This window comes from Edaphosphingomonas fennica (assembly GCF_003034225.1).
GTDB lineage: Bacteria > Pseudomonadota > Alphaproteobacteria > Sphingomonadales > Sphingomonadaceae > Sphingomonas_E > Sphingomonas_E fennica.
In genome coordinates, this window is the sequence record NZ_PHHF01000054.1 from 81,736 (window position 1) to 101,444 (window position 19,709).

The 19,709-nt window shown below is 66.8% G+C and carries 16 protein-coding genes; 4 read left to right on the forward strand and 12 right to left on the reverse strand.

Features of this window, described 5'->3' with window-relative positions; all coding sequences use genetic code 11:
* Positions 1 to 12: 12 nt before the first annotated feature.
* From CV103_RS13475 to gph, 9 genes are all read right to left on the reverse strand, one after another.
* Positions 13 to 450, reverse strand: coding sequence for a nuclear transport factor 2 family protein (locus CV103_RS13475; protein ID WP_107395213.1), 438 nt, complete (start codon positions 448 to 450; stop codon positions 13 to 15).
* A 135-nt stretch (positions 451 to 585) separates the two neighbouring features.
* Positions 586 to 1,284 carry a phosphate regulon transcriptional regulator PhoB gene (phoB, locus tag CV103_RS13480; protein WP_015457052.1) on the reverse strand — a complete coding sequence of 233 codons (699 nt, stop codon included), beginning with the start codon at positions 1,282 to 1,284 and terminating at the stop codon, positions 586 to 588.
* Positions 1,285 to 1,288: 4 nt separating this feature from the next.
* Entirely contained in the window at positions 1,289 to 1,990 is a 702-nt protein-coding gene (gene phoU / locus CV103_RS13485; protein ID WP_015457051.1) for a phosphate signaling complex protein PhoU, read from the reverse strand.
* 13 nt (positions 1,991 to 2,003) lie between these two features.
* On the reverse strand, positions 2,004 to 2,813 hold the full coding sequence (gene pstB / locus CV103_RS13490) for a phosphate ABC transporter ATP-binding protein PstB (protein ID WP_051128778.1): 810 nt from the start codon (positions 2,811 to 2,813) through the stop codon (positions 2,004 to 2,006).
* 14 nt (positions 2,814 to 2,827) lie between these two features.
* Positions 2,828 to 4,102 carry a phosphate ABC transporter permease PstA gene (gene pstA / locus CV103_RS13495; RefSeq protein ID WP_015457049.1) on the reverse strand — a complete coding sequence of 425 codons (1,275 nt, stop codon included), beginning with the start codon at positions 4,100 to 4,102 and terminating at the stop codon, positions 2,828 to 2,830.
* Positions 4,095 to 5,480 carry a phosphate ABC transporter permease subunit PstC gene (pstC, locus tag CV103_RS13500; RefSeq protein ID WP_245896824.1) on the reverse strand — a complete coding sequence of 462 codons (1,386 nt, stop codon included), beginning with the start codon at positions 5,478 to 5,480 and terminating at the stop codon, positions 4,095 to 4,097. The genes pstA and pstC overlap by 8 nt, the downstream gene beginning before the upstream one ends.
* Before the next feature lie 61 nt (positions 5,481 to 5,541).
* The gene (locus CV103_RS13505) at positions 5,542 to 6,594 is read right to left on the reverse strand and encodes a substrate-binding domain-containing protein (protein WP_245896826.1); all 1,053 of its coding nucleotides are present in this window, start codon (positions 6,592 to 6,594) and stop codon (positions 5,542 to 5,544) included.
* Positions 6,595 to 6,618: 24 nt separating this feature from the next.
* Entirely contained in the window at positions 6,619 to 7,920 is a 1,302-nt protein-coding gene (locus CV103_RS13510) for an ATP-binding protein (RefSeq protein ID WP_070935798.1), read from the reverse strand.
* 58 nt (positions 7,921 to 7,978) lie between these two features.
* The gene (gene gph / locus CV103_RS13515; RefSeq protein WP_015457045.1) at positions 7,979 to 8,644 is read right to left on the reverse strand and encodes a phosphoglycolate phosphatase; all 666 of its coding nucleotides are present in this window, start codon (positions 8,642 to 8,644) and stop codon (positions 7,979 to 7,981) included.
* Between the two features lie 59 nt (positions 8,645 to 8,703).
* On the opposite strand from gph, the gene glmU reads away from it, so the two are divergent.
* The 3 genes from glmU to CV103_RS13530 all read left to right on the forward strand — a co-directional run bounded on the left by glmU (position 8,704) and on the right by CV103_RS13530 (position 12,573).
* On the forward strand, positions 8,704 to 10,071 hold the full coding sequence (gene glmU, locus CV103_RS13520; protein WP_107395215.1) for a bifunctional UDP-N-acetylglucosamine diphosphorylase/glucosamine-1-phosphate N-acetyltransferase GlmU: 1,368 nt from the start codon (positions 8,704 to 8,706) through the stop codon (positions 10,069 to 10,071).
* A gap of 101 nt (positions 10,072 to 10,172) precedes the next feature.
* The gene (gene glmS / locus CV103_RS13525; RefSeq protein WP_107395216.1) at positions 10,173 to 11,996 is read left to right on the forward strand and encodes a glutamine--fructose-6-phosphate transaminase (isomerizing); all 1,824 of its coding nucleotides are present in this window, start codon (positions 10,173 to 10,175) and stop codon (positions 11,994 to 11,996) included.
* Between the two features lie 10 nt (positions 11,997 to 12,006).
* Positions 12,007 to 12,573 carry a HutD/Ves family protein gene (locus tag CV103_RS13530; protein WP_107395217.1) on the forward strand — a complete coding sequence of 189 codons (567 nt, stop codon included), beginning with the start codon at positions 12,007 to 12,009 and terminating at the stop codon, positions 12,571 to 12,573.
* 45 nt (positions 12,574 to 12,618) lie between these two features.
* Here CV103_RS13530 and CV103_RS13535 read toward each other — a convergent pair whose 3' ends face one another.
* The gene (locus CV103_RS13535; protein WP_107395218.1) at positions 12,619 to 13,227 is read right to left on the reverse strand and encodes an NAD(P)-dependent oxidoreductase; all 609 of its coding nucleotides are present in this window, start codon (positions 13,225 to 13,227) and stop codon (positions 12,619 to 12,621) included.
* A gap of 103 nt (positions 13,228 to 13,330) precedes the next feature.
* Between CV103_RS13535 and CV103_RS13540 the strand changes: the two genes are divergently transcribed.
* On the forward strand, positions 13,331 to 13,702 hold the full coding sequence (locus CV103_RS13540; RefSeq protein WP_015457040.1) for a winged helix-turn-helix transcriptional regulator: 372 nt from the start codon (positions 13,331 to 13,333) through the stop codon (positions 13,700 to 13,702).
* 7 nt (positions 13,703 to 13,709) lie between these two features.
* Here the strand turns inward: CV103_RS13540 and CV103_RS13545 are convergent, their stop codons facing one another.
* Together CV103_RS13545 and CV103_RS13550 are read right to left on the reverse strand one after the other, a co-directional pair.
* The gene (locus tag CV103_RS13545; protein ID WP_425443874.1) at positions 13,710 to 17,852 is read right to left on the reverse strand and encodes a multiheme c-type cytochrome; all 4,143 of its coding nucleotides are present in this window, start codon (positions 17,850 to 17,852) and stop codon (positions 13,710 to 13,712) included.
* On the reverse strand, positions 17,852 to 19,669 hold the full coding sequence (locus CV103_RS13550; protein WP_245896831.1) for a hypothetical protein: 1,818 nt from the start codon (positions 19,667 to 19,669) through the stop codon (positions 17,852 to 17,854). The genes CV103_RS13545 and CV103_RS13550 overlap by 1 nt, the downstream gene beginning before the upstream one ends.
* Positions 19,670 to 19,709 lie beyond the last annotated feature (40 nt).

The following is a 19,709-nucleotide window of genomic DNA, read 5'->3' on the forward strand; positions in this document are numbered from 1 at the left end:
GATGAATGTGGTTCAGCTTTGATAGGCTTCGTCGATATTGGGGGCGAACAGGTCCATGCCGTCCGGCTTCTTCACCGAATTCTCGTCCCAGAAGGCGCGGAGATGGCAGAGCTTGCCGTCCGCATTGAACTGGGCATGCTCGATGATCGAAAGGTCGAGCCCGGCATTCTCGCTCGGCAGGCGGACCTGCATGGTGAAGCGCAATATGCCCTGGTTGCCGCAGGCACGGATTTCCTCCAGCACCGGCGTCACCTGGCGGCGGCTGTCCGACCAGGCGAAATCCCAGAAGCGGCCGATATTCTCGTGGCCGGCGAAGGGCGGAGTTCCCACCGGGTCCTCCAGCACGCCATCTTCCGCGAACACGGACAGCAGCAGATCCTTGTCCCGCGTCTGCCAGGCCCGGATATAGTTTTCGAGGCCCGCGCGAACCTGTTCCGGTGTTGCCTTCATTGCCATTCTCCCCTGATGCTTTGGCGTCGGGCTAGCATGCGGGGCAGGGGGCTGTCGATCAAGATGCGTGGCCGGCGCGCCATATCGCTACGCGAAGCGATCGCGGCCGGGGCAGCCATGTTCGTGACGCGCAGCCTATAGCGCGCCCTCGACGTCCAGGGCATAGCCGGCTGAGCGGACGGTGCGGATGATATCGGGCCGGCCGCCATCGTTGATCGCCTTGCGTAGCCGGCGGATATGCACGTCCACCGTGCGCGGCTCGATATCGCTGTCGCGGCCCCAGACCGAATCCAGCAGCCGCTCGCGCGAGAAGACGCGGCCCGGATGCTCGAGGAAATGCTTGAGCAGGCGGAATTCGGTGGGGCCGAGCGGCACCGTCGCCCCGTCGCGGCGGACCTTGTGGCTCACCGTATCCATCTCGATATCCGAATAGGACAGCCGTTCCCCGGCCAGCGCCGGGCGCACGCGGCGCAGCACCGCGCCGACCCGGGCGACCAGCTCGCGCGGGGAGAAGGGCTTGGTGACATAATCGTCGGCGCCGGTTTCCAGCCCGCGCACGCGATCCTCCTCCTCGCCGCGCGCGGTGAGCATGATGATCGGCACGTTGGCCGTATCGTTGAGCCGGCGCAGGCGGCGGCAGACCTCGATGCCGGAAAGCCCCTCGATCATCCAGTCCAGCAGGACGAGATCGGGCGGGCTTTCCTGGGCAAGGAGCAGCGCCTCCTCGCCGTCCGGCGTATGTTCGACCTCGAATTCCTCGCGCTCGAAATGCCAGATCAGCAGTTCGGCGAGCGCGGCATCATCCTCGACAAGCAGCAGGCGGGCACGGGCCATCGGCTCATTCCTCCTCGGCGGCAAGGGGATCGCCGCCTCTCGCGCGTTCGGCCATCTGGTGGCCGGTGGCGGCGTAATAGACCATCTCCGCGACGTTGGTGGCGTGATCGCCGATCCGTTCCAGATTCTTGGCGATGAACAGCAGATGCGTCGATGCAGTGATGGTGTGGGGATTTTCCATCATGTGGGTCAGCAGCGCGCGGAAGATGCTGTTGTAGAAATCGTCCACGGTGCGATCGCTTTCGGCGACGCGCACCGCGCCGGCCGCATCGCGGCGGGCATAGGCATCCAGCACGGCATGCACCATGTCCGACACCGATCGCGCCATCGCCGGCAGGATGGAGATCGGCTCTATCCCCTTGATATCGCTGAGCACGGGAATGCGCTTGGCGATGTTCTTGGCATAATCGCCCATGCGTTCGATCACGCCGGCGATCTTCATCGCCGCCAGCACGTCGCGCAGATCGTCCGCCATCGGCGCGCGCAGCGCGATGAGGCGGATGGCGTGGCGTTCGACCTCGACCTCCAGCTCGTCGATCCTCTTGTCGTCCTCGACGATGCGGACGGCGGCATCGAGATCGCGGCGGACGAGCGCCTGGACGGCATCGGCCAGCGCCTGTTCGGCACGGCCGCCCATTTCGGCGACCAATGCGCGGAGCTGGCCGAGATCGTCGTCAAATGCCTTAACGGTGTGCCCGGTGGCCATGTGCCTGTTCTCCTCAGCCGTAACGGCCGGTGATGTAATCCTTGGTCCGCGTTTCGCGGGGATTGGTGAAGATTTCGGACGTATCGCCATATTCGACCAGCGTGCCGAGGTGGAAGAAGGCCGTGCGCTGCGACACGCGGGCGGCCTGCTGCATGTTGTGGGTGACGATGACGATGGCGTAGCGGCCGCGCAGCTCGTGGATCAGTTCCTCGATCTTGGCGGTGGCGATGGGATCGAGCGCCGAGCACGGCTCGTCCATCAGGATCACTTCCGGGTCGACGGCGATGGCGCGGGCGATGCACAGCCGCTGCTGCTGGCCGCCCGAAAGCGCGGTGCCGCTGTCGTTCAGGCGATCCTTCACCTCATCCCACAGGCCGGCGCGGCGCAGCGATTTCTCGACGATCTGGTCCATGTCCGCCCGCGCGGAGGCGAGGCCGTGGATGCGCGGGCCATAGGCCACATTCTCGTAGATCGACTTGGGGAAGGGGTTGGGCTTCTGGAACACCATGCCCACGCGGGCGCGGAGCTGCACCACGTCCATGTCCGGCGCGTAGATATCCTCGCCGTCCAGCGTGATCCGGCCTTCGACGCGCGCGGAGGATACGGTGTCGTTCATCCGGTTCAGCGTGCGCAGGAAGGTGGACTTGCCGCAGCCCGACGGGCCGATGAAGGCGGTGACATTTTCCTGCGTCACGTCGATCGAGACGTCGCGTATCGCCTGCTTCGCCCCGTAGAAGACGTTGACGTTGCGCGCCGTCATCTTGAGCGTGCCGCCGTCGCTGGCTGGCGATGGCGCGGACGGGTGCAGCAGCGGGGCGCTCATGGTCTGATCGTTCATTACCAGCGTCTTTCGAAGCGATTGCGGAGATAGATGGCGACGCCGTTCATCGCCAGCAGGAAGACCAGCAGCACGATGATCGCGGCGGAGGTCTTCTCGACGAAGCCGCGGCTCACCTCGTCCGACCAGAGGAAGATCTGGACGGGGAGCACGGTGGCCGGGTCCATGATGCCGCCAGGGGGCGAGGCGAGGAAGGCGCGCATGCCGATCATCAGCAGCGGCGCCGTTTCGCCCAGCGCGCGGGCCATGCCGATGATCGTGCCGGTGAGGATGCCGGGCAGGGCCAGCGGCAGGACGTGGTGGAACACCACCTGCACCCGGCTGGCGCCGATGCCCAGCGCGGCATCGCGGATCGACGGCGGAACCGCCTTGATGGCGTTGCGCCCGGCGATCACGATCACCGGCATCGTCATCAGCGCCAGCGTCAGGCCGCCGACCAGCGGGGCCGAGCGCGGCAGGTGCATGAAGTTCAGGAACACCGCCAGCCCGAGCAGGCCGAAGATGATCGACGGCACCGCCGCGAGGTTGTTGATCGAAACCTCGATCAGGTCCGTCCAGCGGTTGCGCGGCGCATATTCCTCCAGATAGAGCGCGGCGAACACGCCCACCGGGAAAGCGAGCACCAGCGTGACGAACATCGTCACCAGCGATCCCTTGAGCGCGCCCCATATGCCGACCAGCGTGGGATCGGTGGAGTCCGCGCGGGTCAGGAAGGTCCAGTTGAAACCGGTCCGCACCACATCCGCCTTTTGCAGCTTGCCATAAGCGGCCTCGGCGGCCGGCGCGGCATTGCCCTTGGCGGCGAGATCGATGGCGGTAGCGGCGGGCACCCAGATTTCGGCCTTGCCGCGCAGGATCGCCGGATCGCGCTTGATGGCATCGCGCACGCTGAGCCACGCGCCGTCCGAAAGCAGGCGTGCGCCGCCTGCGCCGAAGGCGGCATCGGCGGCGGCGGCCGTCGTGCCTTCGATATCGGCGCCGGCCAGCGCGGCATCCGCGCCGAAGCCGGCGAGCGCCGCCGGATCGAGCATCAGCGAGGATCGCGGGAAATCCACGGGCAGGCGGATTTCCGTCTGGGTGAAGCCGCGCGCGCCGTTGCCGATCATCGTGACCAGCAGGAAAGCGAGAAAGGCGGCCGAGACCAGGATGGAAAGCAGGCCCAGCAGCTTGAACCGCCGTTCCGCCGCATAGCGCCGGCGGATGCGGTTCTGCATCGCGCTGCCTTTCCAGTCGGTCGGGCGGCGGAGTTCCGCCGTGGCGGTGGCGCTATTCATAAGCTTCCCGATATTTCTTCACCACGCGCAGCGCGACGATGTTGAGCAGCAGGGTGACGATGAACAGGACGAGGCCCAGCGCGAAGGCGGCGAGCGTCTTCGGGCTGTCGAATTCCTGGTCGCCGGTCAGCAGCTGCACGATCTGGGTGGTCACCGTCGTCACGCTGGCGAAGGGGTTGGCGGTGAGGTTTGCGGCAAGGCCGGCGGCCATCACCACGATCATGGTTTCGCCGATCGCGCGGCTGACGGCCAGCAGCACGCCGCCGACCACGCCGGGCAGCGCCGCCGGCACCAGCACCTTGCGGATCGTCTCGGATGTGGTCGCCCCCATGGCGAGGCTGCCGTCGCGCATCGCCTGCGGCACGGCGGCGATGGAATCATCCGCCATCGACGAGACGAAGGGGATGATCATGATGCCCATGACGAGGCCGGCGGCAAGCGCGGATTCCGACGAGGCGCCGGGGATGCCGGCCATCACCGCGAAGCTGCGGACGGCGGGCGCCACCGTCAGCGCCGCGAAATAGCCGTAGACGACGGTGGGAACGCCGGCCAGCACCTCCAGGATCGGCTTCAGCCACTTGCGGACGGCGGGCGCGGCATATTGGGTGAGGTAGATCGCGCTCATCAGGCCGAGCGGGATCGCCACCACCATCGCGATGATCGCGCCGATGAAGATCGTGCCCCAGAAGAGCGGGATCGCCCCGAAGGCGCCGGACGAGCCGACCTGATCGGCGCGCATCGCCGTCTGCGGGCTCCAGCTCGTCCCGAACAGGAATTCGACCGGCGAGACCTTCGAGAAGAAACGCATGGTTTCGACGAGCAGCGAGGCGACAATGCCGAGCGTCGTCAGGATCGCGATCAGCGATGCGACCAGCAGGCCGATCATCACCACCCGTTCCACGCGGGTGCGGGCGCGGAAATCGGGGCGCAGGCGGGTGAAGGCATAGGTTCCGCCCGCCAGCGCCAGGATGAGGGCAAGGCTCGCGCCGGCGATGCCGTAGCGCATCCGCGCCGCCTTGTAGGCGGGCAGCATCTCCTGCGCCTTGGGATAGAAGCCGCCCTGGATGCGGCCGTCGGCAAGGCCCCGCACTTCCGAAAGGATGGCGGAACGCTCCATGCCGGGGGACGGCAGGCCGGCGCCGGCCGGGCTTTCGATCGCGGCCGCCATGGTGAGGCCGGGGGCGATATTGGCCCAGACGGCGAGGAAGATCAGCGCCGGCACGATCGCCCACAGGGCGACATACCAGCCATGATGGCCAGGGCGGCTGTGCGGGCGGATGCCGTTTTCCGGCTGGAAGCCGGCGGCCTTCGCCCGCGCGGCGAACCACGCGACGAAGCCGAGGCCCAGGACCAGGAAAAGGATGGCAAGGATGGACAAGGCTGGGCCTTCCCTGACGTTGAGGATGCGGCCCCGCTTGAGGGCAGGGGCCGCTATCGGTTCAGTTGACCGTGGCCGGATCCATCGGCGTGAGCTTGGTGGCGATGTCCAGGTTCTTCGCCCGCACATCGGCCGGCGCCGCGATCAGCCCGCGCCGCTTCAGGTAGCCGCTGTCGGGATCCCACGCGCCCGCATATTCGGCGACGAATTCCTTGAGGCCCGGAATGGCCTTCAGATGCGCGCTCTTGACGTAGATGAAGAGCGGGCGGGCGCCGGGATATTCGTAGCTGGCGATCGTATCGTAGGTGGGGGCGACGCCCTGCAGCTTCACGCCGCGCACCTTATCGAGATTCTCCTCGAGGAAGCTGTAGCCGAACACGCCGAGCGCATCGGGATTGGCGACCAGCTTCTGCACGATCAGATTGTCGTTCTCGCCCGATTCAACATAGGCGCCGTCTTCACGGATCTTGGTGCAGACGGCCTGATGCCGGTCCTTGTCGGTGGTCTTCAGCGCCTTCATCTCGGCATTGGCGTCGCAGCCCTTTTCCAGGATCAGCTCGGCGAAGGCGTCGCGCGTGCCACTGGTGGGCGGCGGGCCGAACACCTTGATCGCGATGGCGGGCAAGGCGGGGTTCACATCCTTCCAGGTCTTGGCCGTGTTGGGCTTGCCATAAGGATTGGCCGCGAGCGCCTTGTAGATATCCTCTTCGGTCAGCGCCATTTCCGCCCCGGCCTTGCTTTCGCCAAGCGCGATGCCGTCGATGCCGATCTGGATTTCGACCAGCTCGCTCACGCCGTTCTTGACGCAATCGTCCAGCTCGGACTTCTTGATCCGGCGCGAAGCGTTGGCGATATCCGGGAATTGCGCGCCGACGCCGGCGCAGAACTGCTTCAGGCCCGCGCCCGTGCCGGTCGATTCGACGATCGGCGCCTTGAAGGACGGGAACTTGCGCGGGAACTGCTCGGCCACCGCGGTGGTGAAGGGATAGACGGTGGACGATCCGACCGCGCGGATCTGATCGCGGGCCGCCCCGCCGGCGTCGCCGCCGTCCTGGCCCTGGCAGCCGGCCAGCGCCAATGCGGCCATCCCGATCAGATAATGCAACTTCGCCAAATCGTCCTCCCTTCGGTGCCGGCGTCACGCCGGGTCGATATGCGCGCTAGAGCGGTTCGGCGTGCCCTCTGTGACATTCGTGTGACTCTTTGATGACAGGGCCGGCGGAAGGGGCGCCGTGGCGGCGGGGAGGAGGACGCAGACAAGGGTGCCGCGCCCCACTTCGCTGCGGATTTCCAGTCTGCCGCGATGCCGCTCGACAATATGTTTGACGATGGCGAGGCCGAGGCCGGTTCCTCCCAGCGAGCGGCTGCGGCCCGGATCGACGCGGTAGAAGCGCTCGGTGAGTCGCGGGATATGCTCGGCCGGTATGCCCTCGCCCTCGTCGCGCACGGCGAGCTTCACCATATTGTCGCGCGCCAGCTTCACCGAAACCTGCACCGGCGATCCGGGGCGGCCATATTTCAGCGCATTGCCGATGATGTTGTGGAGAAGCTGGGAAAGCTGGGCACGATCCCCGGCGACGGGCGGCACATCGGGGGCGATCTCCACGATCACCCGGTCCTTGTCCGCCACGATGCCGCTGTGAAGCGCGCCGCGCACTTCCTCGATCAGCGGGGCCAGGGGGATCGGGGTCTGCGGCAGGCTGTATTTCTCCGCCTCGATGCGCGAAAGCGACATCAGGTCGTCGACTAGGCGCTGCATCCGCTTGGCTTCGCCGAACATGATCTTGAGGAAGCGGCCGCGCGTTGCCGGATCCTCGGCGGCCTTGCCATCCTCCAGCGTCTCGACGAAGCCGATCAGGGTTGCGAGCGGCGTGCGCAGCTCATGGCTGGCATTGGCCACGAAATCGACGCGCATCTGTTCCGCCGCATGGGTGCCGGTGCGATCGGCAAGGCGGACGAGCAGGCCGCGCCCCTGTATCGGATGGACGTTCAGCTCCCACCGCCGGTCGCGCTGGCCGATGCCGATCAGCTCGATCGGCCCGCCTGGCACCGCATCGCCGCTTTCGGCTTGCAGGGTCAGCCGATCGGTGGCGGCGGGGTGGCGGATGGCAAGGCGGATATCCTCGCCGACGATATGGTCCCCCAGCGTCGCGCGGGCCGCGCTGTTGGCGATGGTGACGAGCTGGCCGCTGACCAGCAGCATGGGATCGTCGATCGCCTCCATTACCTCCTCCAGGCTCGGCTGGGGCGTATCGTCGGACGATGCCGCCTGGGCCGGGCTGACGGAGGGCGGCCGCGAGGCGAACCAGGCGCCTGCCGCGGCGATGGCCGCCGTGAGCGCCGCCGGCTCCCCGCCCGCGCCGAGCAGCCACGATAAGAGAAATCCCAGGCAGGCGGCGATGATGGAAAGGAGGATGCGGGACGATGGCGGCGCAGTCATGCCCGCCATTCTATGGCCGGATTGTTACATCTGCCATGCACCGTGGAAAGTATTTCGCTTAACCCAAAGCAAGCAGCGCCGGGACAAGTTCATCGAAATGATCGATGAGCCTGTCGGCGCCAAGTTGATCGACCGGGCGGTCCGAAAAGCCGAAGGTCACGGCCACGCACGGGATGCCGGCGGCGCGCGCCGTATCGGTATCGGTGATCGAATCGCCCACGAAGGCCGCCCGCCCGCCGCCGGCCCGCGCGATCGCCTCCAGCAGCGGGGCGGGATCGGGCTTGCGCACGGGCAGGGTATCCCCGCCGACCAGCGCCACGAAGCGATCCTGCCAGCCGAGCGCATCCACCAGCTCGCGGCTCAGCCCCTCCAGCTTGTTGGTGCAGATCGCGAGCTTCACGCCGCGCGCGGCCAATGTATCGAGCGCGGCCTCCAGCCCGTCGAAGGGGCGGGTGTGATCGGCGATGTGGGCGTAATAATAATCGAGCAGGATGGGGAAACCCTCCTCGATCAGCGCCTCGTTCACCTCGCCCGTGGCGGAAAGGCCCTTCTGCAGCAGCGCGCGGGCGCCGTGGCCCACCATGTGCCGCACATCCTCCGCCGGGATCGGCGGCCGGCCCATCCGCCCCAGCGCGTGGTTCAGCGCGGCGGTGAGATCGGGAGCGGTATCGGCGAGGGTGCCATCGAGATCGAAGGCGACGACAGCGAAGGGGAAGTCAATCATGACATTCCTTTCACCCGCCGGTTATGGCGTTGGCAAGCGCGCTGTGGCAGGGAGCGCGCATGGCCGACCCTCGTTTCCAGCCGTCCCGCCCCTTCGCTGCCGTGATCCTTGCCGCCGGCAAGGGAACACGGATGAAATCCGATCTCCACAAGGTGCTGCACCCCATCGCCGGGCGGCCGATGCTGGGCCATGTGCTGGGGGCGGTGGACGCGCTGGCGCCGGCGGCCAAGGTGGTCGTGGTCGGTGCCGGGCGCGAGCAGGTGGAGCGGGCGGTTGACGCCGGCATCAAGCTTGCGACGCAGGAGCCGCAACTCGGCACCGCCCATGCCGTGGCGCAGGCGGAACCGGCGCTGGCGGATTTCGACGGCGACGTGCTGATCCTTTATGGCGACGTGCCGCTGGTGCGGCCGGAGACGATGGCGCGGATGCTGGACCGGCTGGACCAGCCCGACGCGCCAGCGGCCGTGGTGCTGGGCTTCCATCCCGCGGACCCTGCCGCCTACGGCCGCATCCTCGCGCAGGACGGCCTGATCGCTAAGATGGTGGAATATAAGGATGCGACGCCGGAGGAGCGCGCCGTAACCCTCTGCAATTCGGGCCTGATGGCGGTGCGGGCCAGCGACTTGTGGCCGCTGATCGCGCGCGTGGGCAATGCCAATGCGGCGGGCGAATATTATCTGCCCGATATCGTGATGCTGGCCGCCGCCGAGGGCCGCCGATCGGCGGTGATCGAGGCGGAGGCGTGGGAAGTGGCGGGCGTGAACAGCCGGGCGGAGCTGGCTGCCGTCGAAGTCGAATGGCAGCAGCGCCGCCGCGCCGAAGCGATGGCGGCGGGCGCGACCCTGATCGCGCCCGAGACGGTATGGTTCAGCCATGACACGAAGATCGGCCGTGATGTCATTGTAGAACCGAATGTTTTCTTCGGTCCTGGCGTGAGCGTGGGCGATGGTGTGGCGATCCACGCTTTCTCCCATATCGAGGGCGCCACGATCGCATCGGGCGCGGATATCGGCCCCTATGCCCGGCTGCGGCCCGGCGCCGAGGTGGGCGAGGGCGCGCGCGTCGGCAATTTCGTGGAGATGAAGAAGGCGCGGCTGGGCAGGGGCGCCAAGGCCAACCACCTCACCTATCTGGGCGATGCCGAGGTGGGCGAGGGCGCCAATATCGGCGCGGGCACGATCACCTGCAATTATGACGGCTATTTCAAGAACCGCACCGTCATCGGCGCAGGCGCCTTCATCGGATCGAACAGCGCGCTGGTGGCGCCGGTCTCGATCGGCGACGGCGCGATCGTTGCGGCGGGATCGGTGGTGACGCGTGACGTGCCCGCCGATGCGCTGGGCGTGGCGCGGGGCACGCAGGAGGTGAAGCCCGGCTGGGCCGCGCGGTTCCGCAAGGCGATGCTGGCGAAGAAGAAAGCGGGCTGAACGCTTCTGAAAATTGCAGCATAATCTGCTGGAAAATTTGTGATTGATGGATCGGCCGGGGCGGAATTTCGCCCTGGCCCCAAGAGGACGGATCGACCCATATGTGCGGCATCATCGGTATTATCGGGCGCGAGGATGTGGCGGATCGGCTGCTGGCCGGGCTGCGGCGGCTGGAATATCGCGGCTATGATTCCGCCGGTATTGCAACCGTGCAGGATGGCGCCTTCGATCGCCGCCGGGCCGAAGGCAAGCTGGACAACCTGGCCCGCAAGCTGGCGGCCGATCCGCTGGCCGGCCATGTCGGCATCGCCCATACTCGCTGGGCCACGCACGGCGCGCCGACCGAGGACAATGCCCACCCCCATATCGTGGGCGACGTGACGCTGGTGCACAACGGCATCATCGAAAATTTCAAGGCGCTGCGGGATGAGCTGCTGGCCGAGGGCCGTCATTTCGCCAGCCAGACCGATACGGAGGTGGTGGGCCATCTCGTCGCCCGCGAACTGGAGCGCGGCGCGAGCCCGGAGGAAGCAGTCCGCACCGTGCTTCCGCGGCTGCACGGCGCCTTCGCGCTCGCTTTCCTGTTCCGCACGCATCCCGATCTGCTGATCGGCGCGCGGCTGGGCGCGCCCTTGGTGGTGGGTTATGGCGAGGGCGAGACCTATCTGGGATCGGACGCGCTGGCGCTGGCGCCGCTGACCCAGAAGATCGCCTATCTGGAAGAAGGCGATTGGGCGGTGCTGACCCGCGACGGCGTGACCATCCATGATGCGGCGAACCGCGTGGTGGACCGGCCCGCCACACTTTCCGGCCTTACCGGCGCGCTGATCGACAAGGGCAATCACCGCCATTTCATGCAGAAGGAAATCTTCGAGCAGCCGGTGGTGGTGGCGCAGACGCTGGGTTCCTACCTGCGGCCGCTGGCCGGCGAGGTGGCGCTGCCGATCCCCGAATTCGACTTCGCCGATATCCGCCGGGTGACGATCGTCGCCTGCGGCACCAGCTTTTATGCCGGGATGGTCGCCAAATATTGGTTCGAACGCTTCGCCCGCGTGCCGGTGGACATCGATGTCGCATCCGAGTTCCGCTATCGCGAGCCGGTGCTGGAGGAAGGCGGGCTGGCCCTGTTCATCAGCCAGTCGGGCGAGACGGCCGATACGCTGGCGGCGTTGCGCCATGCTCGCGCCGCCGGCCAGAAGATCGCGGTGGTGGTGAACGTGCCGACCAGCTCGATGGCGCGCGAGGCGGATCTTCTGCTGCCCACCCATGCGGGGCCGGAGATCGGCGTGGCATCCACCAAGGCCTTCACCTGCCAGCTTGCCGTGCTGGCGGCGCTGGCGGCCAATTTCGCGCGGGTGAAGGGGCGCCTGACGCCGGATGAGGAACAGGCGATCGTGCGCCATCTGGCCGAGGCGCCGGCGGCGATGAACGCGGCGCTGGCGCATGACGAGGAGATCGAGGCGCTGGCCCCGCTCGTCGCCAGGGCGCGCGACGTGCTCTATCTCGGTCGCGGGCCCGATTATCCGATGGCGCTGGAAGGCGCGCTGAAGCTGAAGGAAATCAGCTACATCCACGCCGAAGGTTATGCGGCGGGCGAAATGAAGCACGGGCCGATCGCGCTGATCGACGAGGACGTGCCCGTGATCGTGATCGCGCCGTCGGGCCCGCTGTTCGACAAGACGGTTTCCAACATGCAGGAAGTGCAGGCGCGGGGCGGCAAGGTGGTGCTAATTTCCGATGCCGCCGGCATCATGGCGGCGGGCGAGGGCACGATCGCGACGATCGAGATGCCCGAGGTCCACCCCCTGATCGCGCCGCTCGTCTATGCCATTCCGGTGCAGCTGCTGGCCTATCATGTCGCCGTCGCCAAGGGCACGGACGTGGACCAGCCGCGCAATCTCGCCAAGTCGGTGACGGTGGAGTGACGGCGGGCGCATGACCGCCGATCGCCTCCTTCGCGCCCGCGATCGAGTGGCGGTGCCGTGGAAGAATGGCGGCGGCGTGACTCGCGAGATCCGCGCCCACCCGCCCGGTGCCGGCATGGGCGATTTCCAATGGCGGTTCAGCATGGCGGAAGTCGCGGCCGCCGGGCCATTCTCGATCTTTCCCGGCGTCGACCGGATATTGGCCGTGCTGGCGGGCGAACTGCGGCTGGCAGGCGAAGCGATCGGCGAACGGACGATCACACCGGAAAGCCCGCCCTTCGCCTTTGCCGGCGATGTCGCCATGGACGGCACGCCGATCGGCGGGGCGGTGATCGACCTCAACGCCATGGTGCGCCGCGATCGTTATCGCGCGGAGATGACGCGGCTGGGTGCCGGCCTGCATGCCGTGGCGGCTCCCTTCGCCATCCTGATCGCGCTGGGGCCGATCGAGGCGACGGCAGGAGGCCGCGCCTTCAGGCTGGATCGCCACGACGGGCTCGATCTGGATGGCGAGGCCGAGGTGCGGATCGAAAATGCGGGGGCCGGCGCGCTGCTCGTCCGCTTCCGGCCCCTCTGACGGCACGGTTCCCCGCGCTCGGTGCGAGGGGCCGGCAGGATCAGGTCAATAGCCCACGGTGAAGCGGCGGCGGCTATGGGCCGGGCGCTCGATCTCGTCCGCCATGGCGATGGCGTAATCGGCAAAGGAGATGCTGCTGTTGCCGCCATCGGCCAGCAACGCGTCGTCGCCCAGCCGGAACTTGCCGGTGCGCGGGCCTTCGAAGAACAGGGCCGATGGCGACAGGAACGTCCAGTCGATGTCGCTGACGCCGCGCAGATAATCGAGGAAGGCGGCGCCCTTCGATGCCTCGGCCTTGTAGGCGTCGGGGAAATCGGGCGTGTCGATAAGGCGCAGGCCGGGCGCGACCTCGAGGCTGCCGGCCCCGCCGACCACGAGATAGCGCGGCACGCCCGCCCGGCGCACGGCATCCACCAGGATCGCCGGATCGCTGTTCAGGAACATGACCGCGCTCACCACGGCGTCATGGCCGGCGATAAGCGTCGCCAGCCCGGCGGCATCATTGGCATCGCCGGCGACGGCGGTGACGAGTGGTTCGGCCTGTGCCGTTTCCGGATGGCGGGCTATGGCGGTCACCTGATGGCCACGCCGGACCAGTTCCGCCACGATTTCCCGGCCCGCGCGCCCGGTGGCGCCGATGACGGCGATCTTCATCGATGATCTCCCATGTGGTTTCGAATGGAAACCAGCTATGCATTCCGCTAGCCGATGGGAAGAACGCACTTCCGCCTCACCTGGTTACACGGACGAAACCGCCATGACCGGCAATGCCTTCGACCCCGATTGCCCCACCCGCCAGATCCTCGACCGCATCGGCGACAAATGGGCGATGCTGATCCTGCTGACGCTGGCCGACGGCCCGATGCGCTTCAACGCGCTGCGGCGCGCGGTGAACGGCATTTCGCAGAAGATGCTGTCGCAGGTGCTGAAGGGGCTGGAGCGCGACGGGCTGGTGATCCGCACCGCCTATCCGACCGTGCCGGTGACGGTGGAATATCGGCTGGCGGCGCTGGCCGGAGGGCTGATCGAGATCATGGGCAGCATCACCCGCTGGGCCGAGCACAATGTAAGCGAGATCGAGGCGGCCCGCGCCCGGCACGACGCGCGGATGATCGCCGAGGCGGCGTGATGCCGCTTCAGCGGCGGGCGGCCCGCGCCGGCAGCCAGTCCGCGAAGGAAGGCGTGTCCACCACCTTGTAGGGGATGCCGCGTCGGCTGAGGAACAGGCGCTCCATCTCCGGCCGGGTGAAGGGCCGCGAGCCGAGGCGGCCGAAGACGGCGATCTGGCCGCCGCTTTCATCCACCGCGCGATCGCGATCGAGGCCCTTGGAAAGGGCGAGCGCGGGTGCGGGCGTCCTGGCCCAGGCGATCAGTTCCGGCACGGGCGCGGGCGAGAAGCCGTAGAAATTCGGCTGGCTCGCCGGGGAGGTGAGCTGCAGCACCTTCAGCCCGTTCCGCCCATCCGCCACATAAGCGAAGAGCGAGGCGTTGGTGGTGCCGACGATCACGTCCTCGGCATCGTCGATGGGATGCGCGGTGCCTTCGAGGCGGACCTTGCGGTAGATCGACGGACGCTCCGGATTCTTGACGTCGAGGATGACGAGCCCGTCCTGCTTGGCCGCGACATAGGCGTAGGTCCGCGCGACATAGAGGCGGCGCGCATCGGCCAGCGGGACGGTCGCTTCCGGGACCGGGCGAGGACGGGCGAGATCGGTGACGTCGAACAGTTGCACGCCCTCCGCGCTCGTAACCCAGAGGTAGCGGAACTGGAGGGCAGAGGCGCGGGCGTCGCGCACCGGCAGAACGGCCGAAAGGCGGGGGTGGAGCGGATCGTCCACATCGACCACCACCAGCCCGGCATCGGCGGCGATATAGGCATAATGGCCGCCCAGCGTGATGTGGCGCGCGCCCTTCAGCACATTATCGGCATTCCACGACGCGTCCCGGCGCAGGAAGTTGTTGCGTGGCTCGCCATCGGCCAGCGTATCGACATTGACGACGATCAGCCCTTCCTCCGCATCGGTGACGAAGGCGTAGTGATAGATGGGATGGAAAGGCTGTTCCTGGTTCAGGGCGCGCAGATCCGCCGTGTTCCGGGTGGGGGCGATCGCCTGCATCGTCGGCAGCGCCATGCAGGTGGCATTGGCGGACTTGACCCGCATATCCTGGCCGAGCGGGGAGACCGGCGCCGTCAGGATGCGCTCGGAGAAGCCCTTGTTGGCGATCGAGGCGACGTCATAGGCCTGGAAGCCGCCCTTGCCCTGCGCGACGAACATATATTCGCCGCGCAGCTGGAGGCAGCGGACGGCATCGGGCGCGCCCTGGCGGGGATTGGCGAATTCCTCCACCGCGCGGGTTTCGCCCGAGAGCTTCCTGTCGAAGGCGCGGCCGCGCCGCCATTCCAGCAGTTCCCGCCCATGGTCCTGATGCGCCTTCCAGTAATCGGGATAGGCATATTTGTGGAGGTAGGAGCCGATCACCGCCTGCGGCTCCTCCCATTCGGTGACACGGATCGCCTGGAAGCCGTCCTGCTCACCCGTCCAGGCGTTCATGCCGACGAAGTTCACGAAGTTGGTGCCCAGCAGCAGCGTCTGCGCCATGATCGCATTATTGTCGTTCGCGGCGGAAAGGTGGCAGTCCGAGCAGGTCTTCGTCTCCGTCTTGCGGACGGTGTGCGGGAAATGGGGCGCGAAGGCCTGGCTGGAAAAGCCGATCGCCGAAATGGGCGGCTGCTGGATGTAGATGCGCTCGCGGTTGATGTTGGTGGAGGAAAGCACCAGCGCCGAGGTGGAGCGCACCGGCGCGATCTGGTTGCCCTTCGTCGTCTGGTGGCGGCCGAGCTGGAACATCTCGTCCCGCGCGACCTGGGGATTGTAGGTCGCGAAATTGCGGGTTTCGATGCCGTCATATTTATGGCTGCTGGTCTTCCAGTTCGCCTCGATCGGCAGGTGGCAGCCGCCGCACGAGGTCGTCCAGGACAGGTGGCAGGTGAAGCAGGCCATGTCCGGGTCCTTGTGCGCGCGATCCTCCATCGCGACGCCGGGGCCGAAGACGTAGCGGCCGGTTTCCGCGCCCTCGCGCGACATCAGCTTGGCGCGGGCGGCCTTCAGGTTGAAATGGGGATTGCCCTCGGTCACCGCGTCCTTGACGAGGCTGACCTCCCATTCGAGCTTCGGATCGACGATCGATCGCTGGACGAGCACGCGCTGGCCGGCTTTCTCCACCCATTCGAAGCGGCGGCGGCCATCGGCGTTGCGGAGCAGCGACAGATCGGTGCCGCCGGGCCGCGCCGCCGGACCGGAGGTGCGGAGCGTGGGATAGGCATCGGCGGTGCCGTGACAATCCTTGCAGCCTATCTCCACCGCATTGGCGACCTCGCCATAGATCAGGCCGTTGCCGTGGCTGTCCTGCGCGAAATGGCAATCGGCGCATTGCAGGCCTTTCTCGGCATGGATGTCCATCATGTGGACGGCCTTGCCCGGCTGCTGGCCGACATCGGCGAACATCGGCTTGGCTTTCCTGTCGAGATCGGGATCGGCGGGATCGACCACGGCGCCATGTTCGTCGACGAACTGGCCGGCGGCGTTGCGGCGGTAGAGGCGGAACTTCTCGGGATCGTCCGGCTTCACGATGTTGCCGGCGGCGTCGAGCAGATTGCCCTCGCGATCGCGCTTGAAGATGGCGCGGAAATTCCAGCCATGGCCGTGATAATCGGCGAACTGGGTATCCTTCGCCCGCGCGTTCACATCGTCATAGACGTTGCGGAGGAAATCCACGTCCGCCCACAGGCCGCGCGGCGACGCGCCTTCCGGGTTGCGATCCAGCACGGCATGGACTTCGGCCGCGGTGGGGTATTTCTGCTTCTTGTAGGCGTCCGCCGCCTTGCCCGCGGGCGGGGCGAGCGGATTTTCCGGATTGGGCCACATCAGCGGCGCATCCGATTCATAATCCCACATCGTGTAGCCGAGGTAGGAATTCAGGAAGATATTGGGCTGGTGCATGTGGCAGTTCATGCACTGCGCCGTCGGGATCGCGCGGGTGAAGGCGTGGCGGATCGGGTGGCCCTTTTCCTTGATGCCGGGCGCCACCGGATGATCGGCGGGGACGGGGCCTTTCGCCTTGCCGTGGCCATGGCCGTCATCGGCCGGCTCCATCTTGGCGGCGATGGTGGGATCGGCCGTGGCGGTCTGCCCGTCGCGGCCATATCGGGCGTAGATCAGGCTGTGGCGCGGTTCGCGATCGTTCGCGTAGATGACGTGGCAGCCGGCGCAGCCGGAATTGCGATAGTCGCCGGGCTGGTCGTTGGTGCCCATGAACCACATGAACGGATCGTTGAGCCGGGTCTTGTGGACGTTGAGCACGGGGATGGCGACGCGCAGGCCCGTGCCGGGGCCGCGATTGGATTGGCGCAGATCGGGACGGCCGGGCTCCTCCAGCCGCTGGATGGTGCCACCGATATTGGGCAGGCCGATTTCCGGGAACTGGGTGCCGATATTGCGGCCGCCGCGCTCGAACACGCGGAACACGTCGCCCGGCGGCACGACATGCCAGGTCGGCAGCGGATAGAGGGTGGCGAGCGCGCCGCGCTTTGCCTGGGCATCCGTGACGGTGCCGGGCGGGGAGCCGGGGGACTTCACCTGCGCGGGCTCGCCCTTCTGCGTATAGGCTTCGCCGAACATGTAGTTCTTGTAGGGCAGGATGCCGTTATTATAGGCGGCGCCCCCCCAGAGCATCGCGCCGGTGGACATCAGCGACCGTTCGGCGGCCTCGATGATCTCGATATGGCAGGCGCCGCAGGCGGCGCGCGCGACGCGGTAATCGGATGGATTGACGAAGCGGATATATTCCGGCGCCTCGCGGTTCAGCAGCGTGTAGCTGCGCTTGGGGTTGGCCGAGGACGGCCAGTGCCAGCTTTCGGGATATCGGGGCAGGACGTGCGCCTTGTCCCGCGCGGCGACATAGGCCGGGGCATCGTGCGGCAGGCGCGCATCGCCCCGGACGGTGGCATCCCCGCCATGGCAATCGACGCAGCCCAGCACCACGGCGGGGGAGGCGTGCATCGTCTTCTGATCGCTGGCGGTGTGGCAGGAGACGCAACCCGCGCTCTTTTCATCCGCCTCCGCCCAGGACTGGCCGGCGGGCGCCGGGGCGGTGAAGGCATAGGTGATGGCACGCGGCTTTTCCCCTTCGGACGCAAGCCCCGACGATCCGCCCGCCATGCCGGCCAGCAGCGCGGCGACCAGCATCGCCCGTTTCAGGAAAGTCGCCCCCATGCCCATCAGAATGTGAGTATCGCGTTGAACAGGACGGAATAATAGCGATCGTCGCCCTGATTGTTGGTGAAGAGATCGGAAAAGCCCTTGCCGGGATCGAGCGTGGCGGCGGACAGGCGGAACACCGCGTTCTGCACCGCCTTGGGCCGCCAGATCGCCGCCAGCGAATAATCCCAGCCGATCGCCTTCGGAATGCTGCCTTCCATGCGCAGCGCCTTCAGCGTCGCCGTATTTTCGAACCAGAGATGGTTGACGTTGGTGGAAAGCCGGACGGTGGGCGTCAGATCGAAATCGCCGCCGATGCCGAGCAGCATCGTGCCGGGATTGTTGAAGTTGGACTGGCCCTGTTCCTTGGAGGAGCGCAGCGAATTCAGGATGCCGTTGCGGCCGTTGATGCTGATCGCGCGGCCGCCGCCGGCGAACGGCACGGACTGGCGGATCCAGTAGCTGGTGTCCGCGCCGGCGAAGAGCGGGTTTTCGAAGATGGCGTCGAAGCCGGTTTCCCGATCGTCATAGGGATCGCCGTCGCCGGACGCATAGAGGCCGGACAGGCGGAAGCGCATCCAGTTGTGATCGTAGCTGAGTTCCGTCGCGGCGAGGAAGGCGCGGACCTTGGCCGGCTTGTCGGTGAAGAAACTGTTCCGATCCTCGCCCAGCGCGCCGTAGAGCGATCCGGTGATGTTGAGCCGGCCGACATGGCCGTCCACCGCATAGCCCAGATAGGTGACGTCGTAATTGCGCGGACGGAGCGAGCCGAGCAGGGCGGGGCGCACGGGAAAGCCGTTATCGTCCACCTCGATCCCGTCTTCCCGGTTGAGGTTCACGGTGATGCTGGCCTGGCTCGTAAGGCCGGGCACGGGGAAATCCTGGCGGAACAGGTTGGCGAACAGGATGAAATCGTCGCGCGGGCGCTGGACGACGCTGTTCAGGCCGGAATTGGTGTCCTTTTCCAGCCGCCAGATCGCGCCGAAATTATACTGGATGCGGTTATTGTCGCGATTGCCGAAGAAACGGATGCCGAGCTGGTTGTCCTGGAACAGGAAGCCCCGGAAATCCATGTTGAACGGCTGGATGCCGACGCGGATCGAATCGAAATCGAAACGATCGGATACGTTGCGAAAGTGATAGTCGACGAACAGTTCCTGCACGCCCAGGAAATCATCCGTGCGATGGCTTTTCTTCGACGGTTCGACATGGAGGATGCGGCGCTGGCCGACGTCCACATAATTGACGTTATAGGCCAGGATCACCCGATATTCGATGTTCGGCGGCTTATAGGCCGTCGATCCCTTGATGAGCGAGCCGCCGAAGATGAAGGTCTGGGAGGCGACGATGCTTTCATCCCGCCCGAACACGTCGAGGCTGTCCGGATTCTCCGTCGTCTGGACGCCGACGGGCTGGGGGAAGGAGCGCGGCTCCACCACCGTATCCGAAACGCCGTTCAGCACCAGGAACCAGTCGTCGCCCTTGATCGGCAGCCATGAAGGCTTGGACTTCAGGTCGATCGGGCGATCGCCCTTCAGGAAATTCTGGTGATAGGGATCGAAGGGGGATCGGCAGGTGAGGGCCGCCGCCGGATAGTTGCGATCGGGGCAGAGCGCCTGGATCAGCCGCCAGCGATCGGGAATCGGGAACTGATCGACCGGGAAGGCTTCCGGCGGGGGCGGGCGGACCGCGCCTTCATTGGCCTGCACCACGGGTTCGGGCAGGTCGCGATGGGTGCCGGGGCGGCGGCGGCCGTCGATCAGCGTCGCATCCGCATCCACCGACGGCGGGGCGTCCGCGATCTGCTCCGCAACCGCGCCATCCGCGACGGGCGGCATCGCGGCCGCGATCGCGAGCTGAAGGGCATAAGCGGAAGCG

Excerpts from the sequence above, each read along its gene's own strand:
- CV103_RS13475 (WP_107395213.1), bottom strand. The coding sequence starts at position 450 with ATGAAGGCAACACCGGAACAGGTTCGCGCGGGCCTCGAAAACTATATC.
- phoB (WP_015457052.1), bottom strand. The coding sequence starts at position 1,284 with ATGGCCCGTGCCCGCCTGCTGCTTGTCGAGGATGATGCCGCGCTCGCC.
- phoU (WP_015457051.1), bottom strand. The coding sequence starts at position 1,990 with ATGGCCACCGGGCACACCGTTAAGGCATTTGACGACGATCTCGGCCAG.
- pstB (WP_051128778.1), bottom strand. The coding sequence starts at position 2,813 with ATGAGCGCCCCGCTGCTGCACCCGTCCGCGCCATCGCCAGCCAGCGAC.
- pstA (WP_015457049.1), bottom strand. The coding sequence starts at position 4,102 with ATGAATAGCGCCACCGCCACGGCGGAACTCCGCCGCCCGACCGACTGG.
- CV103_RS13510 (WP_070935798.1), bottom strand. The coding sequence starts at position 7,920 with ATGACTGCGCCGCCATCGTCCCGCATCCTCCTTTCCATCATCGCCGCC.
- gph (WP_015457045.1), bottom strand. The coding sequence starts at position 8,644 with ATGATTGACTTCCCCTTCGCTGTCGTCGCCTTCGATCTCGATGGCACC.
- glmU (WP_107395215.1), top strand. The coding sequence starts at position 8,704 with ATGGCCGACCCTCGTTTCCAGCCGTCCCGCCCCTTCGCTGCCGTGATC.
- glmS (WP_107395216.1), top strand. The coding sequence starts at position 10,173 with ATGTGCGGCATCATCGGTATTATCGGGCGCGAGGATGTGGCGGATCGG.
- CV103_RS13530 (WP_107395217.1), top strand. The coding sequence starts at position 12,007 with ATGACCGCCGATCGCCTCCTTCGCGCCCGCGATCGAGTGGCGGTGCCG.
- CV103_RS13535 (WP_107395218.1), bottom strand. The coding sequence starts at position 13,227 with ATGAAGATCGCCGTCATCGGCGCCACCGGGCGCGCGGGCCGGGAAATC.
- CV103_RS13540 (WP_015457040.1), top strand. The coding sequence starts at position 13,331 with ATGACCGGCAATGCCTTCGACCCCGATTGCCCCACCCGCCAGATCCTC.
- CV103_RS13545 (WP_425443874.1), bottom strand. The coding sequence starts at position 17,852 with ATGGGCATGGGGGCGACTTTCCTGAAACGGGCGATGCTGGTCGCCGCG.
- CV103_RS13550 (WP_245896831.1), bottom strand. The coding sequence starts at position 19,669 with ATGCCGCCCGTCGCGGATGGCGCGGTTGCGGAGCAGATCGCGGACGCC.